The organism is Methylovirgula sp. 4M-Z18 (assembly GCF_037890675.1).
Classification (GTDB): Bacteria; Pseudomonadota; Alphaproteobacteria; order Rhizobiales; family Beijerinckiaceae; genus 4M-Z18.
In genome coordinates this window covers 2,045,412-2,061,743 of record NZ_CP149574.1, presented here as the reverse complement: position 1 = coordinate 2,061,743, position 16,332 = coordinate 2,045,412, and the positions used below count along the sequence as shown (strand labels likewise).

Sequence of the window (16,332 nt, the reverse complement as noted above, 5' to 3'; positions counted from 1 at the left end):
GGACCCTAGACCTTTAATGCGCCAAGAGCGCGGTTTTGGTCGCCTCAAAGGCGGCATTGTAATGATCGATGAGCGCGTGGACCGACGCCGCGGAGGCATCGATGACCGGGGCCGGATAGACACCATAGAGGACGGTCAGCGCGACCAACGGCACGAGGATAACGGCTTCGCGCAGATTGAGATCGAGAATGTCCTTCAGCGACGGCTTGTCGAGCACCCCGAAGATGATGCGGCGGTAGAGATAGAGCGCATAGGCGGCCGACAGGATCACGCCGGTCGTCGCGAACAGCGCGACCCACGTGTTGACCTGATAGGAGCCGACCAGAGTCAGGAATTCGCCGATGAAGCCGGAGGTGCCGGGCAGGCCGACATTGGCCATGGTGAAGACCATCATCGCCACCGCATATTTCGGCATGCGATTCACGAGGCCGCCGTAAGCGGCGATCTCGCGCGTATGCATGCGGTCGTACACGACGCCGACGCAAAGGAAGAGCGCGCCGGAGACGATACCGTGGCTGATCATCTGGAACATCGCGCCCTGCACGCCCTGCGGATTCATGGCGAACAGGCCCATGGTGACGAAGCCCATATGCGCGACAGACGAATAGGCGATCAGCTTCTTCATGTCCTCCTGCACCAGCGCAACCAGCGAGGTATAGACGATCGCGATGATCGAGAGCGCGAACACGAAGGGCGCGAAATAATGGCTCGCATACGGGAACATCGGCAGCGAGAAGCGGATGAACCCGTACCCGCCCATCTTCAAGAGAATGCCGGCCAGAATGACCGAGCCTGCGGTGGGCGCCTCGACGTGGGCGTCGGGCAACCAGGTATGCACCGGCCACATCGGCATCTTGACCGCGAACGAGGCAAAGAACGCCAGCCACAGCCAGATCTGCATCTGCGGCGAGAATTCGGTGCGCAACAGCACGGTGATGTCCGTCGTGCCCGCCGTCCAGTACATAGCCATGATGCCGAGCAGCATCAGCAGCGAGCCGAGCAGCGTGTAAAGGAAGAACTTGAACGCCGCATAGACGCGGCGCTTGCCGCCCCAGATGCCGATGATCAGGAACATCGGAATGAGGCCGCCTTCGAAGAACAGGTAGAACAGCACCAGATCGAGCGCGCAGAACACGCCGGTCATCAGCGTCTCGAGCACCAGGAAGGCGATCATATATTCGCTGACCCGGTTCTGGATCGAGTCCCACGACGCCAGAATGCAGAACGGCATCAGGAAGGTCGTGAGCAGCACGAACGGCATCGACAGGCCGTCCACACCCATTTTGTAAGTGATCTTATCGGTGATCCATTCGTGCTGTTCGAGCAGCTGGAAATCGGCCGTACCCGGATTGAACTCGCTCCAAGCGACGAGCGACAGCACAAAGGTCAGCAACGTCGTGACGAGCGCCACCATGCGCACGTTGTTCTTGATCGCCTCGTCCTCGCCGCCGAAGCCGCGCAGGACGAGAATGATCAGCGCACCCACCAAAGGCAGGAAGGTGACGCCGGAAAGAATGCCCAGCCCGAACATTAGTGGCCGCTCCTGAAGAGATACCAAGTGACGAAGGACGCGATGCCGATCAGCATGGCGAAGGCGTAGTGATAGATGTAGCCGGTCTGGAGACGAACGATCCAATTGGTGCCGTCGACCACGCGGGCGGAAATGCCGTCCGGCCCCAGGCCGTCGATGATCTTGCCGTCGCCGCCCTTCCAGAACAGCCGGCCAAGCCAGAAAGCGGGCCGCACGAACAGAAGATCATACAACTCGTCGAAGTACCATTTGTTGAGCAGGAACTGGTACAGGCCCGGATTCTGCTCGGCAAGTCGCTTCGGCACGGTGCGGTCCATCACGTACATGTAGTAGGCGACGAGGAAGCCGCCGACCATCATGATGAAGGGCGAGAGGTGGACCCAGGCGGGAACCTCCTCGACATCGTGCATGACGCCTTCCTTCACGTTGGCGACGAGCGAGCCCTTCCAGAACTCCTCGGCGGCCTCGCCGATGAAAACGCCCTTGTAGGCCATACCGGCGGCGATCGCGCCCAGCGCCAAGACGGCAAGCGGGATCAGCATCACGAGCGGCGATTCATGCGGCTGCAGCGGGCCGTGGCCGTGACCATGGTCGTCATGTGCGTCATCATCATGGGCATGATCGTCCGCATGGGCGTGCGCGTCATGCGCATCATGTCCGTGTGCGGCCCAGGTCTCCGGACCAAAGAAGGTCATGAACACGAGGCGCCAGGAATAGAAGGACGTGAAGCCCGCTGCGATCACGACCAGCAGAAAGGCATAGACCGCGCCCGCATTGTGCGACGCATAGGCGCCTTCGATGATCGCGTCCTTCGAGATGAACCCGGCAAAGCCGATCGAGGTGAATGGAATGCCGAAGCCGGTGAGCGCCAGCGTGCCGGCGGTCATCATCCAGAAGGTGAAGGGAATGTGCTTATAAAGCCCACCCATCTTCCGCATGTCCTGCTCATGGTGCATCGCATCGATGACCGCGCCCGCGCCCAAGAACAGCAGCGCCTTGAAGAAGGCGTGGGTAAAGAGATGGAAAATGCCGAAGGCAAAGGCGCCGGTGCCGAGACCAACGAACATGTAGCCAAGCTGCGAACAGGTCGAATAGGCGATGACGCGCTTGATGTCGTTCTGGACGAGGCCGACCGTCGCGGCAAAGAACGCCGTCGTCGCGCCGACCACCGTCACCACCGTCAACGCCGTCGGCGACAGCACGAAGATCGGCGACAGGCGGGCCACCATGAACACGCCGGCCGTCACCATGGTCGCGGCATGGATCAGCGCGGAAACCGGCGTCGGGCCCTCCATCGCGTCCGGCAACCAGGTGTGCAGCAGGAACTGCGCCGACTTGCCGCAGGCGCCCATGAACAGCAGCAGGCAGGCGATCGTCAGCGCATCGACATCCATGCCGAACACGTGAATGGGCTTGCCCACCAAAGCCGGCGCCTGCTGGAAGATCTCATTGAGGCTGACCGAATGGGTCAGTGCGAAAACCGTGAAGATGCCGAGGGAAAAGCCGAAGTCGCCGACGCGGTTGACAACGAACGCCTTGATCGCTGCGGCATTGGCGGAGGGCTTCTCGTACCAGAAGCCGATAAGCAGGTACGAGGCAAGGCCCACCCCTTCCCAGCCAAAGAACATCTGCACGAGATTGTCGGCAGTCACCAGCGTCAGCATGGCGAAGGTGAACAGCGACAGATAGGCGAAGAACCGCTGGCGGCAGGGGTCTTCGCGCATATAGCCGATGGAGTAGAGATGCACGAGGCTCGACACCGTATTGACCACCACCAGCATGACGGCAGTGAGCGTGTCGATGCGCAAGGCCCATTGCACCTGCATGTCGCCGGATGCGATCCAGGTGTACAACGGCACCGTCGTCGCGCCGTCGCCGTAAGCGACCTGGTAGAACGCGATCCAGGAGAGGAAGGCGGCCACGAGCAAAAGGCCGGTCGTGATCACTTCGGCCGCGCGCGGCGGCAGCACGCGCACGCCGAAGCCGGCGATCAGGAAGCCAATCAGTGGGAAAAAGACTATGGCGTGAAAGATGGTCATGGGGTCTCTCAGCCCTTCATCATGTTGATGTCTTCGACCGCGATCGAGCCACGGTTACGATAATAGACGACGAGAATGGCAAGGCCGATGGCCGCTTCCGCCGCCGCGACAGTCAGAATGAGCAGCGCGAACACTTGTCCGGTGATGTCGTTCGAATGGGTCGAGAAGGCGACGAGATTGATATTCACCGACAGCAGAATGAGTTCCACCGACATCAGGATGACGATGATGTTCTTGCGGTTGAGAATGATGCCCGCGACGCCGAGCGTGAACACGACGGCTGCGACCGTCAGATAATTGGTGAGGCCGATTTCCATCCTCAGATCCCCGCTTTGGAGGGCACTTTGCGCACCTCGATGGCTGTCTCGATGGTCCGCGCGTTCTGCGCCGCGATATTTTGCCGCTTCACGCCGGGTTTGTGCCGCAAGGTCAGCACGATCGCGCCGATCATGGCGGTCAGGAGCACCAGACCGGCGGCCTGAAAGAAGAACATATATTTGGTGTAGAGAACCTCTCCGAGCGCCTTGGTGTTTGTAAGCGCATCAGGCGACGCCGCAACGGCCACCGTTTCCGCATGTGACCAGCCGCCCACGACCACATAGATCAGTTCCGACACCAGAACGATACCGATCACCGCGCCGAGCGGCAGATATTGCAGGAAGCCCTGCCGCAATTCGGCAAAGTCGACGTCGAGCATCATCACGACGAACAGGAACAGCACCGCCACCGCGCCGACATAGACGACGATCAGGATCATCGCCAGGAACTCCGCCCCCATCAGGATGAAGAGCCCCGAGGCGTTCACGAAGGCGAGAATGAGAAACAGCACCGAATGCACGGGATTGCGCGAGGCGATCACCATGAAGGCCGAGACGATGAGGATCGTCGAGAAAAGATAGAAGAAGACCGTAGGCATATTCATCTTTTAAGGTCTCCTCAGCGATACGGCGCGTCGAGCGCGATGTTGCGAGCGAGTTCGCGCTCCCATCGCGCGCCATTGTCGAGCAGGCGCTGTTTGTCGTAATAAAGCTCCTCGCGCGTCTCGACGGCGAATTCGCCATTCGGCCCCTCGACGATCGCGTCGACCGGACAGGCTTCCTGGCAGAAGCCGCAATAGATGCACTTCACCATGTCGATATCGTAACGGGTGGTGCGGCGCGTGCCGTCGTTGCGGCGCGGGCCCGCCTCGATGGTGATGGCCTGGGCCGGGCAGATCGCCTCGCAGAGCTTGCACGCAATGCAGCGCTCCTCGCCGTTGGGATAGCGGCGCAGGGCATGTTCGCCGCGGAAGCGCGGGCTCTGCGGGTTTTTCTCGTGCGGATAGTTCAGCGTGGCCTTGGGTTTGAAGAAATAGCGCATGGACAGCGCGAAGGCGGCGACGAATTCACTCAGGAACAGCGCTTTGCCAGATTGTATCAGTTTCATGATCTTAACCTCCGGCCCAGCCGGTCAATTGCAGGAAGCCTGCAACCACCACCACGGACGCAAGCGAAATAGGTAAGAAGACTTTCCAGCCCAGGCGCATCAGCTGGTCATAGCGGTAGCGCGGCACGAAAGCCTTCACCATGGCGAACATGAAGAACACAAGGAGCACCTTGGCGAGGAACCAGAAAATTCCCGGGATCCAAGTGAAAGGCGCAAAACCGAGCGGCGAGGACCACCCGCCCATGAACAGAATGGTGGTCAGAGCGCACATGCTCATGATCGCCACATATTCGCCGAGCATGAAGAGCATGTAGGGCGAAGCCGAATATTCGACCATGAAACCGGCGACAAGCTCGGATTCCGCTTCGGCCAGATCGAACGGCGGACGGTTGGTTTCCGCCAGGGCCGAAATGAAGAAGACGACGAACATCGGGAACAGCGGCAGCCAGTACCAATTGAGGAAGGTCAGCCACGGCACGCCGAGCAAGGTGGCGAGCCCATGTTCCTGCTGCGCGCGTACGATATCGTTGAGATTGAGCGAGCCGGCACAGAGCAGCACGGTAATGATCACGAAGCCGATGGACACTTCGTAGGACACCATTTGCGCGGCCGAACGCAGCGCCGACAGGAACGGATATTTCGAGTTCGACGCCCAGCCGCCCATGATGATGCCATAGACGCCCAAAGACGAAATCGCGAAAACGTAGAGAATGCCGACATTCAGATTGGCGATGGCCCAACCGTCGGCGACGGGAATGACCGCCCAGGCCGCGAGCGACAAGGTGCAGGTGACCAGCGGCGCGAGCAGAAACACGCCCTTGTTCGAGCTCGCCGGAATGATCGGCTCCTTGAACACGAATTTGAGCATGTCGGCGAAGCTTTGCAGCAAGCCCCACGGGCCGACCACGTTCGGGCCGCGCCGCAATTGCACCGCCGCCCAGATCTTGCGGTCGGCGTAAATGATATACGCCACGATGATCAGCAGCGGCACCAGCAGCAGAAGGCTTTTGCCGAGGATGAGCAGAAGAGGAAGTAGCCAGCCGTTCATGTCCTGAAATCCTATTCCGCTGCCTGCTGGTGGTGTTCACGCTCTTGCGCCAATTTCGAACATTCAGCCAACACGCTCGAGGCCCGAGCGATCGGGTTGGTGAGGTAGAAATCGCGCACCGTCGACGCAAACGGCTGATTGAGCAGCGCCCCACCGAGGTCGGCGAGTTTGCCGATGTCGTGGCTGTCCGCCTGCGTCAACCCGCCGATATGGCCGTGAACCGGATGCTCCTGCACGACGAGCTTGCGCAAGGCTCCGAGCGTGTCGAACGGCAGACGCTTGCCGAGCGCGTCGGACAGCGCCCGCAAGATCGCCCAATCTTCGCGCGCCTCGCCGGGCGGGAAGCCCGCGCGGTCGGCAATCTGGGCGCGCCCTTCCGTGTTCACGTAGATGCCCGACTTCTCCGTATAGGCGGCGCCGGGCAGGATGACGTCGGCGCGATGCGCCCCACGGTCGCCATGGGTGCCCTGGTAGATCACGAACGCGCCCGGCGCGATGTCGATTTCGTCCGCCCCGAGATTGAACAGGACGTCGAGCGCACCGGCTTGCGCCATCGCCTGGGCGTTCAAGCCTTCCATCTGCGGCACGAAGCCAATGTCGAGCCCCCCGACCCGCGCAGCCGCTGTATGCAGCACGCTGAGGCCGTTCCAGCCCTCGCGCACCGGATTCAGCTTGGCGAGCGCGGAGAGGACCGCAAGGCCATCGTCACGGGTCAAGGCGCCCTGCCCGACCACGATCAGCGGCTTTTGCGCCTTCGCGAGAATCTCGCCAAAGCCCTGGCCCGCGACCACTTGATTGAGCGTCTCCGTGCCAGCGCCGAGATATTGGTAATGATAGGTCAGGTCGGCGTTCTCGCCGATCACCCCGATCGGGAAATTGCCCTTGAGCCAGCGCTTGCGGATGCGGGCGTTCAGCACCGGCGATTCCTTGCGCGGGTTCGAGCCGACGATGAGCAGAGCATCGGCGGATTCGATGCCGACCACGCTGGCATTGAAAAGATAGGACGCACGGCCATGCGCCGGATCGAGCTTGGTGCCGTCCTGGCGGCAATCGATATTGCCCGACCCGAGCGAGGTGATCAGCGCCTTGAGCGCATACATTTCCTCGACGCTCGCCAGATCGCCGGCGATCGCGCCGATCCTGGCCGGGGCGGCCGCCTTCACCTTGGCGGCAATGACGGCAAAAGCCTCCTGCCAGCTTGCGGGCTGCAGGCGGCCGTCTTTGCGCACATAGGGGCGGTCGAGACGCTGCGTCTTCAAGCCCGGCACCGCATGGCGGGTCTTGTCGGAAATCCATTCCTCGTTCACGTCGTCATTGGTCCGCGGAACGATGCGCATCACCTCGCGGCCGCGCGAATTGATGACGATGCTCGACCCGAGCGCGTCCATCACGTCGACGGATTCGGTGTTGACATATTCCCACGGACGGGCGCGGAAATTCTGCGGCTTCGGCAACAGCGCGCCGACGGGGCACAGATCGGCGACATTGCCCTGCAGTTCCGAGGTCATCGCCTGTTCGAGATAGGTGGTGATCTCCATATCCTCGCCGCGGCCGATGGCGCCCATGTCGCCCGTGCCGGCGACCTCCGCCGTGAAGCGGACACAGCGCGTGCAATGGATGCAGCGGGTCATCTCGGTCTTCACCAGCGGACCGATATATTTGTTTTCGACCGCGCGCTTGTTCTCGTGATAGCGCGAGGTGTCGACGCCAAAACCCATGGCCTGGTCTTGCAGATCGCATTCGCCGCCCTGATCGCAGATCGGGCAATCGAGCGGATGGTTGATGAGCAAGAACTCCATCACGCCTTCGCGCGCCTTCTTCACCATCGGCGAATTGGTCACGACGACCGGCGGTTCGCCGTTCGGGCCGGGGCGCAGATCGCGCACGGCCATGGCGCAAGACGCGGTCGGCTTCGGCGGGCCACCCTTCACTTCGACCAGGCACATGCGGCAATTGCCGGCGATCGACAACCGGTCATGGAAGCAGAAACGCGGAATTTCCGCGCCGGCCACTTCGCAGGCCTGGAGCAGCGTATATTCGGGTGGAACGTCGAGCTCCTGACCGTCAATGATGATTTTGCTCATTACTTATCACCTGTCAAAGAAGGAGCAGCTGCTAACTCCGCCCTACTTGATTGTGCCTCTACATTATTCAAGGAATACGTATTCTTCACGCGCTTCGATTTTGAAAAATACATCATCCATATGATACATTCAGCCCCTACGCCGATAAGCTGAAACATGATGGGAATAGTTCTTGTCTCGTAGACGAAAGAATCAAATCCTGCTTCAGCCGCAAGACTTCTGATTGTCGAATAAGATACGAGCGCAAAGAACGAGGTTACCCCAAGCAATATACCATAGTACGCAATTGTTACTTTTGGCGCATTCGGCTTTTCAGAAGCAAGTCTAATGGCACAATACCATCCAAAAACTGCAAAACCCATTGCAGCTATGGCCTTCGCGGCCATATACGGAAAAGGCAATGCAAGTGGGCTAGGATCGGAACTGTTAAGAGATACAAATGCTAGGTAAACATTGCCTAGCCCGGTCAAAAATAAATAAAGAACCGCGAACATCAGCCAGCCGCTGACGCCCCTCAGTTCATTCTTTATTTCGATCCGTCCTGTGCCCGACATTTGGATACCTATTACTCCGCTGCAACCGGAACCGGCACCGAGTCGCTATGCGGATTGCTCGCATATTGATCGATGCGCTTTTCGATCTCGCCACGGAAGTGGTTGATCAGACCTTGAATCGGCCAGGCCGCCGCGTCCCCGAGGGCGCAGATCGTATGGCCTTCGACGCGCGTCGTGACGTCGAGCAGCATGTCGATTTCCTTCTTCTGCGCCCGGCCTTCCGCCATACGGTTCATCACGCGCCACATCCAGCCGGTGCCCTCGCGGCACGGCGTGCACTGGCCACAGCTTTCGTGCTTGTAGAAATACGAGAGCCGCGCGATGGCACGGATGAGATCGGTCGACTTGTCCATCACGATCACCGCCGCCGTGCCGAGGCCTGAGCGGAGCTTGGAGAGCGAGTCGAATTCCATCGGGCAATCGATGATCTGCTCGGCCGGTACCATGCGCACCGACGATCCGCCCGGAATGACGGCGAGCAGATTGTCCCAGCCGCCGCGAATGCCGCCGCAATGGCGGTCGATCAGCTCGCGGAAGGGAATACTCATCGCCTCTTCGACATTGCACGGATTGTTGACGTGGCCGGACACGCAGAACACTTTGGTGCCGACATTGTTCTTGTTGCCGAAGCTCGAGAACCAAGCGGCGCCGCGGCGCAGGATGGTCGGCGCAACGGCGATCGATTCCACATTGTTCACCGTCGTCGGGCAGCCGTAGAGACCCATATTGGCCGGGAACGGCGGCTTCATGCGCGGCATTCCCTTCTTGCCCTCGAGGCTTTCGAGCAGCGCCGTCTCTTCGCCGCAGATATACGCGCCTGCGCCGTGATGCACATAAAGATCGAACGGCCAGCCGTGCACATTGTTGGGGCCGATCAGATTGGCGGCATAGGCCTCGTCCACCGCCTTCTGCAGAGCGACACGCTCGGCAATATATTCGCCGCGCACGTAGATATAGGCCGCATGCGCCCCCATCGCGAAGGAGGCGATTAGACAGCCCTCCACGAGCGTGTGCGGATCATTGCGCATGATCTCGCGGTCTTTGCAGGTGCCCGGCTCGGATTCGTCGGCATTGACCACGAGATAAGACGGGCGAGCTGGATCGGGCTTCGGCATGAACGACCATTTCAGGCCGGTCGGGAACCCCGCACCGCCGCGACCGCGCAGCCCCGACGCCTTCATCTCGTTGATGACCCAGTCGCGGCCCTTGTCGATCAGGAATTTCGTGCCGTCCCAATGGCCGCGCATCTGCGCGTCCTTGAGGCCCGGCGAATGAAAGCCGAGAAGATTGGTAAAGATGCGGTCCTTGTCAGCGAGCATCGGCCAAATCCTTAACTCTGCGGCGCGGCGGCCGGTGCCGCCGGAACTTCTTCAAAACGCTTGCGCCAGGTGCCGATCACCGAACCGTCATAGAGCGACGGATCCTTCAGCGTCGTGCTCTTGCCGGGTGCAAACTCCGAGCTGACGCGGCCCTGTTGCGAGCCGATGTGCACCGGATTGCCGGCGGCAAGATCGTCGAGCAGCTTGGTGAAGTTTTCCGGCGTCAGGTCTTCGTAATAGTCGTCATTGATCTGCACCATCGGCGCATTGCAGCACGCGCCCAAGCACTCGACCTCCAGCCACGAGAACTTGCCGTCGCTCGAGACCTTGCTTTGCGGGCCGATCTTCTGCTCGCACACCTTCTTGATGTCGTTGGCACCGCGCAACATGCAGGGCGTCGTGCCGCAGAGCTGGACATAATATTTGCCCACCGGCGACAGGTTGAACATCGTGTAGAACGTCGCGACTTCGAACACGCGGATATAGGGCATATCCAGAAGGCGAGCGACATATTCGATGGCCGCTTTGGGCAGCCAATATTCGTTCTGCGCCTGCGCCCGCCACAACAGCGAAATCACCGCGGAGGCCTGCCGGCCCTGCGGATATTTGGCGATCTGCGTCTTCGCCCACGCCTCGTTCTCGGGCGTGAAAGCAAAGCTTTCGGGTTGTTTGTCAGCTAGTCTGCGAACGCTCACGAGATTAGGTCCTTAACAATACAAACGGGCGCGGGCGGAGGGCATCACCGATCCACCTCGCCGAACACGATATCGATGGAGCCGAGGATCGCCGAAACGTCGGCCAGCATGTGCTTGCGGCACAGGAAGTCCATGGCCTGGAGATGGGCGAAGCCTGGGGCGCGGATGTGGGCGCGGTAGGGCTTGTTGCTGCCGTCCGAGACGAGATAGACGCCGAATTCGCCCTTGGGCGCTTCGACCGCCGCATAGACTTCGCCTTCCGGCACTTTGAAGCCTTCGGTGTAGAGCTTGAAATGATGGATCAGCGATTCCATCGATTTCTTCATGTCGGCGCGGCGCGGCGGCGTCATCTTGTGCTTCGGCGCCAGAATCTCGCCTTGTCCCTTGGACGAAGACAGCTTTTCAACGCACTGCTTCATAATGCGGACAGACTGGCGCATCTCTTCCATACGGATGCACTGGCGGTCGTAATTATCGCAGTTCTTGCCGACGGGGATGTCGAATTCCATCTCCTCGTAGCAGTCGTAGGGCTGGCTCTTGCGCAGGTCCCAGGCCGCGCCGGAGCCGCGCACCATGACTCCGGTGAAGCCCCATTTGAAGCAATCTTCCAAGGTGACGACGCCGATATCTACGTTGCGCTGCTTGAAGATGCGGTTCTCGATGAACAGATCGCTCAGATCGTCCAAGACCTTCAGGAACGGATCGCACCAGGCGCCGATATCGTCGATCAGCTTTTGCGGCAGGTCCTGATGCACGCCGCCCGGCCGGATATAATTCGCGTGCATACGCGCGCCGCAAGCCCGCTCATAGAACACCATCAGCTTTTCACGCTCCTCGAAGCCCCACAACGGCGGGGTAAGCGCGCCAACGTCCATGGCCTGCGTGGTGACGTTGAGAAGGTGGGAAAGAATGCGGCCAATTTCGTTGAACAGCACACGAATGAGTTGGCCACGGTAAGGCACTTCCAGACCCGCGAGCTTTTCGATCGCCAGGCAATAGGCATGCTCTTGGTTCATCGGCGCGACATAGTCGAGACGATCGAAATACGGCACGTTCTGCAAATAGGTGCGCGCTTCCATCAGCTTTTCGGTGCCGCGATGCAGGAGACCGATATGCGGATCGACGCGCTCGACCACTTCGCCGTCAAGTTCCAGCACCAGGCGCAACACGCCGTGCGCCGCCGGATGTTGCGGCCCGAAATTGATGGAAAAATTGCGAAGGTTCTGTTCGGTCATTTTATTGCCCCTTCGCCTTCTCGTCGCCCGGGATCACATATTCCGGATTGCCCTCCCACGGGGAGAGGAAATCGAATTGGCGGAACTCTTGCGGCAATTTCACGGGCTCGTAGACGACGCGCTTCTGCTCGTCGTCGTAACGCACTTCGACAAAGCCGGTCATCGGGAAGTCCTTGCGCAGCGGATGCCCCTCGAAGCCGTAATCTGTCAGAATGCGGCGCAGATCCGGATGCCCCGAGAAGAGAACACCGACGAGGTCATAAGCTTCGCGCTCGAACCAGTTCGCCGCCGGGAAAGCCGAAATCGCCGACGGCACGGGCGTGGTTTCATCCGTCTGCACTTTCACGCGGATGCGCAGATTCTTCCGCGGGCTCAACAGATGGTAAACCACGTCGAAGCGTTTCGCGCGAGCCGGATAATCCACGCCGCAGATGTCGATGAAGTTGACGAACTGGCAGTTCGGGTCGTCACGCAGATAGGTGAGCACCTCGACAATCTTCGCGGCCTCCGCCTCCAGCGTCAGCTCCCCAAAGGCGAGCTTCACGCCGGTCACGCTGCCCGGCAGCGCTGTGGCGATTTGATCACCAAGGGTTTTGAGTGTGTCGTCCATCAGGAAGCCTCAATTTCAACGTCGCTGCGCAAGGTTGATCATCGCGCGCAGAGCAAATTCGATCCGCTAGGAAGCGGATTATCGTTCGATCGTCCCGGTGCGGCGAATTTTGCGCTGCAGGAGCAGCACGCCATACAGCAGCGCTTCCGCCGTCGGCGGGCAGCCGGGCACATAGATGTCTACCGGCACGATCCGGTCGCAACCACGGACCACCGAATAGGAATAATGGTAATACCCGCCGCCGTTCGCGCAGGAGCCCATGGAGATGACATAGCGCGGCTCGGGCATCTGGTCATAAACTTTGCGCAGCGCCGGAGCCATTTTGTTGGTGAGCGTGCCGGCCACGATCATCACGTCCGACTGGCGCGGGGAGGCGCGCGGCGCAAAACCATAGCGCTCGACGTCATAACGGGGCATGGAGAGCTGCATCATTTCGACGGCGCAGCATGCGAGACCGAAGGTCATCCACATGAGCGAGCCCTGGCGCGCCCAGTTGATCAGATCGTCGGTCGTCGTGACGAGAAAGCCCTTATCGGCGAGTTCGTTGTTGATCTCGCCGAAATACTTGTCGGTGCTTCCCACCGGCTTGCCGGTCGATGGGTCGATCAGACCGGTCGCGCCTTGAGCCGTTGCAGCATTGCGGGTGTCGAGGATCAATCCCATTCGAGCGCTCCCTTGCGCCACTCATAAACGAAGCCGATGGTCAGCACCGTGAGGAAGACCATCATCGACCAAAAGCCGGCCACGCCAACTTCCTTGAACGCGACCGCCCAGGGGAAGAGGAATGCAACCTCGAGATCGAAAATGATGAACAGCAGCGACACCAGATAGAATCGGATGTCGAATTTCATGCGGGCATCGTCGAAAGCATTGAAACCGCACTCATATGCCGACAGCTTCTCGGTATCGGGCGCTTTGAAAGCAAGCAGGAAGGGGGCAACGAGCAGAGCGATGCCGATCACCGCGGAAATGCCGATGAACACGACAAGCGGAAGATACTGACTCAAAAGACCTGGCATGATGGCCAAAAGCTCCAGGATCGAGACGGTCGTCAGGTGCTCCGCGAGGAGAACCTTAGACATGCTCTAAGGCACTATCCCACTGGGCGAGCAGGCGCAAGATGCTACGTCGCCGCAACGCAATATATGGCAACAGAAAGGCTCCGTCAGTCTTGGCCCTGGCCGCCAAAGCCCCTTTTTGAGCCCGCTACATCCGCTCGACGAAGCGCGCGGCGCGGGGTTAGTATTCAGGCCGGCTATGCAGCCAGGGAGGCCAATATGACCAATAAGATCGACCTTGCGGGACGGATTGCCGCAGTGACGGGCGCGGCGCAGGGCATCGGCTATGCGATTGCGGCACGCCTGCTCGAATCAGGCGCCAAGGTTGCGCTGTGGGACCGCGATTCCGAGCTTTTGGGCCATACCGCCTCGCGCCTCATGGAATTGGGCGAGGTTTTGGCGGTTACGATGGACCAAACCGACTTCAAATCGGTGAAAACGGCCCTGAGCGTCACCCAGGACGATTTCGGTGGGATCGATATTCTGGTCAACAATGCCGGCATTTCCGGCCCCACGATGCCCGTCGTCGATTATCCGGTCGAGGATTGGCGGCGCATCCTCGACGTCGACCTCACCGGGCCGTTTCACTGCTGCAAGGCCGTCGTGCCGGGCATGATCGAGCGCGGCTATGGCCGCATCGTCAGTGTCTCGTCGATCGCCGGCAAGGAGGGCAATCCGAACGCCGCCGCCTATTCGGCCGCCAAAGCCGGCGTCATCGCGCTCACTAAGTCACTCGGGAAGGAATTGGCGACGCACAACATCGCGGTCAACTGCGTCACGCCCGCCGCGGCCAAGACCAGGATCTTCGACCAGATCAGCCAGGAACACATCGACTATATGCTCGCGCGCATCCCGCGCGGCAGATTTTTGAAAGTCGAGGAAGTGGCGGCCATGGTGGCATGGCTGGCGAGCGAGGAAAATTCCTTCACCACCGGCGCGGTGTTCGATCTGTCGGGGGGACGCGCGACGTATTGAATGAGATGTATTGAATGAATTGCAGATTTCGCGCTCATCTTCGCAGCCACGATCGGCTCGGCCCATTCACCCGATGGGTGAATGGCGAGAGAGACGGGGCTCGAACCCGCGACCTTCGGCGTGACAGGCCGACGCTCTAACCAACTGAGCTACTCCCCCGCAGAACGATGCGCCGCATCAGCGCCTCGCCTTCGGTGGTGTGGGAATATGGCAGCTCGCCTATGAAGTCAAGCGCCAATATCCGCATCTTTTTCATTTAGAATTGGGCGTAACCAGATGCCATTTCATCATTTCCGCATGGCTCAACACATGAATGGAATCAGGGGCATATTGCTCGGCGGTCGTGATCAGATCCGGGCTTACGCCCATCGACGCGGAATAGGCGCGCAATCCGTTCACCATGTCGTCAGAGGCAAAGTTACGCAGCGGTACCGCCCCCCTGCCCTCAGGATTCCTGCCGTATTGCGGGCGTGACATACGATGGATGCCGACGGCGCTCGGATCGGGCACCAGCCGTTTGACGCCACCCATGAAGGCGTAGACGCAGGCCGACATGCAGCGGCCGGGCAACATGTAGGTTTCCCCGCTGTCCGCCGAATCAACGCTTTCCGCCTTGGCGACGATCACCCCGATCTTGAGCTTGCGCAGCACCAGGCCGAATTCCATGGCGCCATAAACATTGCCGCCGGGCGAATGCAGGAGAATCACATTGCGCAGATTGCCGAATTTTTGCTCATGCAGGAACGCGACGAATGATTCGGCTGTGCCAACGGTGATGTCACCGGTTGCGGCGACGGCCTGCGGGCATTTGGCGCCGCACTTGGCCGGATCCCCCAAGGTCACGACCTTGAAGGTCATCTCCGCACGTGCCGAAAGGCTCGCGCAAAGCAACATGGCGCAGGCTGCCACCGATGAGAGCACGAGCTTTGATGCCGTCACACTACCTCAGCACGGACTGGTGGGCGGTGACGGGCTCGAACCGCCGACCCTCTCGGTGTAAACGAGATGCTCTACCAACTGAGCTAACCGCCCACGCGAATCTAGCCTCGCAGTCAGGCCAAATCCGGTTAAGCGCCAAAGCGCTAACGCCGTTCTAGAAGACTCTGCCCATCCATGGCAAGCCTTTGTTCCGCTAAAAAAGAAGGGGCGGCCCGAGAGCCGCCCCCGTCTCACAGATTGCCGTGGAAACTCAGCCGTTCAGCGCGTCCTTCAGCGCCGTGCCAGCCTTGAACTTGGCGTTGTTCGATGCAGCGATCGGGATTTCCTTGCCGGTGGCCGGGTTGCGGCCGGTGGAAGCCTCACGCTTCTTCACCGAGAACGTGCCGAAGCCGACGAGACGGACTTCGTCGCCATTCTTCAGCGCTTCCGTAATGCCGCCGAGCACGGCTTCGAGAGCGGCGGTGGCCTGAATCTTGGTCGTTTCAGTTTGGCTCGCGATGTGTTCGACGAGTTCCAACTTGTTCATGATCAAATCCTTGTGTTTGACTGTGCGCGGCCCAGGGGCTGCGTTCACTGGTGTGCCAAGCAGGGAATGCCCGTGCGGGTGATGCAAGTCCCCTGCTCTTTTCCAACCGGATGGATCCGGCTGGCCATGTGAGAGCCCGAGATTGCGTTCTCGAGCGAAGCGTCCTTCCTAAGCCAAAGCCCCGGTTTTGCAAGACTCTCCGGAGCGAAGAGGGCAAAAGCCTGTGATTTTCGGCGATATTAAGGACAACCAAACAAAAAGCCGTGTCTTGCGCGAAGCAAAACACGGCTTTTT

Annotated in this window: 16 protein-coding genes, 2 tRNA genes and 1 pseudogene; 1 reads left to right on the top strand and 18 read right to left on the bottom strand. The window is 60.1% G+C overall.

From position 1 onward, the window contains the following. Positions 1–13: 13 nt before the first annotated feature. From V9T28_RS09550 to V9T28_RS09485, 14 genes and pseudogenes are all read right to left on the bottom strand, one after another. Positions 14–1,531: an NADH-quinone oxidoreductase subunit M gene (locus V9T28_RS09550; RefSeq protein ID WP_116398747.1), complete on the bottom strand. Its 1,518-nt coding sequence runs from the start codon at positions 1,529–1,531 to the stop codon at positions 14–16. Next, complete coding sequence (nuoL, locus tag V9T28_RS09545) at positions 1,531–3,564, bottom strand: NADH-quinone oxidoreductase subunit L (RefSeq protein ID WP_116399787.1); 2,034 nt, start codon at positions 3,562–3,564, stop codon at positions 1,531–1,533. Before nuoL ends, V9T28_RS09550 begins: the two co-directional genes overlap by 1 nt. 14 nt (positions 3,565–3,578) lie before the next feature. Then, entirely contained in the window at positions 3,579–3,887 is a 309-nt protein-coding gene (gene nuoK / locus V9T28_RS09540; protein ID WP_116398746.1) for an NADH-quinone oxidoreductase subunit NuoK, read from the bottom strand. Positions 3,888–3,889: 2 nt separating this feature from the next. Next, positions 3,890–4,492: an NADH-quinone oxidoreductase subunit J gene (locus V9T28_RS09535; protein WP_116398745.1), complete on the bottom strand. Its 603-nt coding sequence runs from the start codon at positions 4,490–4,492 to the stop codon at positions 3,890–3,892. A gap of 14 nt (positions 4,493–4,506) precedes the next feature. Beyond that, complete coding sequence (gene nuoI / locus V9T28_RS09530) at positions 4,507–4,995, bottom strand: NADH-quinone oxidoreductase subunit NuoI (protein ID WP_116398744.1); 489 nt, start codon at positions 4,993–4,995, stop codon at positions 4,507–4,509. Positions 4,996–4,999: 4 nt separating this feature from the next. After that, positions 5,000–6,043, bottom strand: coding sequence for an NADH-quinone oxidoreductase subunit NuoH (gene nuoH / locus V9T28_RS09525; protein WP_116398743.1), 1,044 nt, complete (start codon positions 6,041–6,043; stop codon positions 5,000–5,002). Between the two features lie 11 nt (positions 6,044–6,054). Next, the gene (nuoG, locus tag V9T28_RS09520; protein ID WP_116398742.1) at positions 6,055–8,127 is read right to left on the bottom strand and encodes an NADH-quinone oxidoreductase subunit NuoG; all 2,073 of its coding nucleotides are present in this window, start codon (positions 8,125–8,127) and stop codon (positions 6,055–6,057) included. Next, on the bottom strand, positions 8,127–8,681 hold the full coding sequence (locus tag V9T28_RS09515) for a DUF2569 family protein (RefSeq protein ID WP_116398741.1): 555 nt from the start codon (positions 8,679–8,681) through the stop codon (positions 8,127–8,129). The genes nuoG and V9T28_RS09515 overlap by 1 nt, the downstream gene beginning before the upstream one ends. Before the next feature lie 11 nt (positions 8,682–8,692). Continuing rightward, the gene (gene nuoF, locus V9T28_RS09510) at positions 8,693–10,000 is read right to left on the bottom strand and encodes an NADH-quinone oxidoreductase subunit NuoF (RefSeq protein ID WP_116398740.1); all 1,308 of its coding nucleotides are present in this window, start codon (positions 9,998–10,000) and stop codon (positions 8,693–8,695) included. A gap of 23 nt (positions 10,001–10,023) precedes the next feature. Continuing rightward, positions 10,024–10,695: pseudogene (gene nuoE, locus V9T28_RS09505) on the bottom strand (NADH-quinone oxidoreductase subunit NuoE); the annotation flags it as partial. Positions 10,696–10,739: 44 nt separating this feature from the next. Next, complete coding sequence (locus tag V9T28_RS09500; RefSeq protein WP_116398738.1) at positions 10,740–11,930, bottom strand: NADH-quinone oxidoreductase subunit D; 1,191 nt, start codon at positions 11,928–11,930, stop codon at positions 10,740–10,742. 1 nt (position 11,931) lies between these two features. Then, complete coding sequence (locus tag V9T28_RS09495) at positions 11,932–12,540, bottom strand: NADH-quinone oxidoreductase subunit C (RefSeq protein WP_116398737.1); 609 nt, start codon at positions 12,538–12,540, stop codon at positions 11,932–11,934. A gap of 78 nt (positions 12,541–12,618) precedes the next feature. After that, on the bottom strand, positions 12,619–13,203 hold the full coding sequence (locus V9T28_RS09490) for a NuoB/complex I 20 kDa subunit family protein (RefSeq protein ID WP_116398736.1): 585 nt from the start codon (positions 13,201–13,203) through the stop codon (positions 12,619–12,621). Then, a complete protein-coding gene (locus V9T28_RS09485; protein ID WP_116399786.1) occupies positions 13,194–13,559 on the bottom strand; it encodes an NADH-quinone oxidoreductase subunit A in 366 nt (121 codons plus the stop codon). Before V9T28_RS09485 ends, V9T28_RS09490 begins: the two co-directional genes overlap by 10 nt. A 258-nt stretch (positions 13,560–13,817) precedes the next feature. On the opposite strand from V9T28_RS09485, the gene V9T28_RS09480 reads away from it, so the two are divergent. Next, a complete protein-coding gene (locus V9T28_RS09480; RefSeq protein WP_116398735.1) occupies positions 13,818–14,573 on the top strand; it encodes an SDR family NAD(P)-dependent oxidoreductase in 756 nt (251 codons plus the stop codon). An 82-nt stretch (positions 14,574–14,655) separates the two neighbouring features. Here V9T28_RS09480 and V9T28_RS09475 read toward each other — a convergent pair. The 4 genes from V9T28_RS09475 to V9T28_RS09460 form a co-directional block, all read right to left on the bottom strand. Beyond that, positions 14,656–14,732: transfer RNA gene (locus V9T28_RS09475), tRNA-Asp, on the bottom strand. A 93-nt stretch (positions 14,733–14,825) separates the two neighbouring features. Next, positions 14,826–15,512 carry a COG3904 family protein gene (locus tag V9T28_RS09470; RefSeq protein WP_147306370.1) on the bottom strand — a complete coding sequence of 229 codons (687 nt, stop codon included), beginning with the start codon at positions 15,510–15,512 and terminating at the stop codon, positions 14,826–14,828. Positions 15,513–15,529: 17 nt separating this feature from the next. After that, positions 15,530–15,605, bottom strand: a tRNA-Val gene (locus V9T28_RS09465). Between the two features lie 157 nt (positions 15,606–15,762). Continuing rightward, the gene (locus V9T28_RS09460) at positions 15,763–16,038 is read right to left on the bottom strand and encodes an HU family DNA-binding protein (protein WP_116399785.1); all 276 of its coding nucleotides are present in this window, start codon (positions 16,036–16,038) and stop codon (positions 15,763–15,765) included. Between the last annotated feature and the right edge of the window lie 294 nt (positions 16,039–16,332).